At 46.1% G+C, this 577-nt stretch carries 1 protein-coding gene; it reads right to left on the minus strand.

Annotation, left to right across the window (positions count from 1 at the left end; genetic code table 11):
* A partial coding sequence (locus tag HP439_RS19345) for a TonB-dependent receptor plug domain-containing protein (RefSeq protein ID WP_246229433.1) occupies positions 1–562 on the minus strand: 562 nt, incomplete at its 3' end.
* Positions 563–577: the final 15 nt, after the last annotated feature.

Raw genomic sequence — 577 nt, forward strand, 5'->3', positions numbered from 1 at the left:
TCAAAGCATAGATAGACTTGTCAGATCCGCCCGTTAGACCGACATTATAGTTCTCCGTATTTGCATTATTCACCAACATTTGATCTACCCAATCCGTATTCCCCAGACCGTCCATAATAGTAAAATCAATCGGACCGGCTCCCGAATTCAAAGCCTGTTCGTTCATGATAACTTTATATTCGTCCGCATTAAGCATCGCGGTAGTCCGGGCAGCATTTTGCACCCCCTTGAAGGCATCAAAACTTAATTGATTCAAGCCTGAGGTCCCCATTTTCGTCGTCACCAAAATTACTCCATTAGCGGCTTGCGAACCGTAAATCGCGGCTGACGCTGCATCTTTTAATACATCTATCGATTGAATGTCAGCCGGATTAATTATGCTAATATCTCCTCCGGGAACTCCGTCAATGACATATAGAGGCCCTGAATTGCCAATTGTGCCTAATCCACGGACGACAACCTTCATGCTCGCTCCAGGCTGACCCGATGTCGAAGATATTGACACGCCAGGAGCCTGTCCTTGCATCGCTTGCAACGGATTCAATTGATTCCTCTTTTCCAAATCCTCACCTTCAAC

Origin of the sequence: Sphingobacterium shayense (assembly GCF_013179575.1) — a bacterium.
In the GTDB taxonomy this organism is placed as follows: Bacteria; Bacteroidota; Bacteroidia; order Sphingobacteriales; family Sphingobacteriaceae; genus Sphingobacterium; species Sphingobacterium shayense.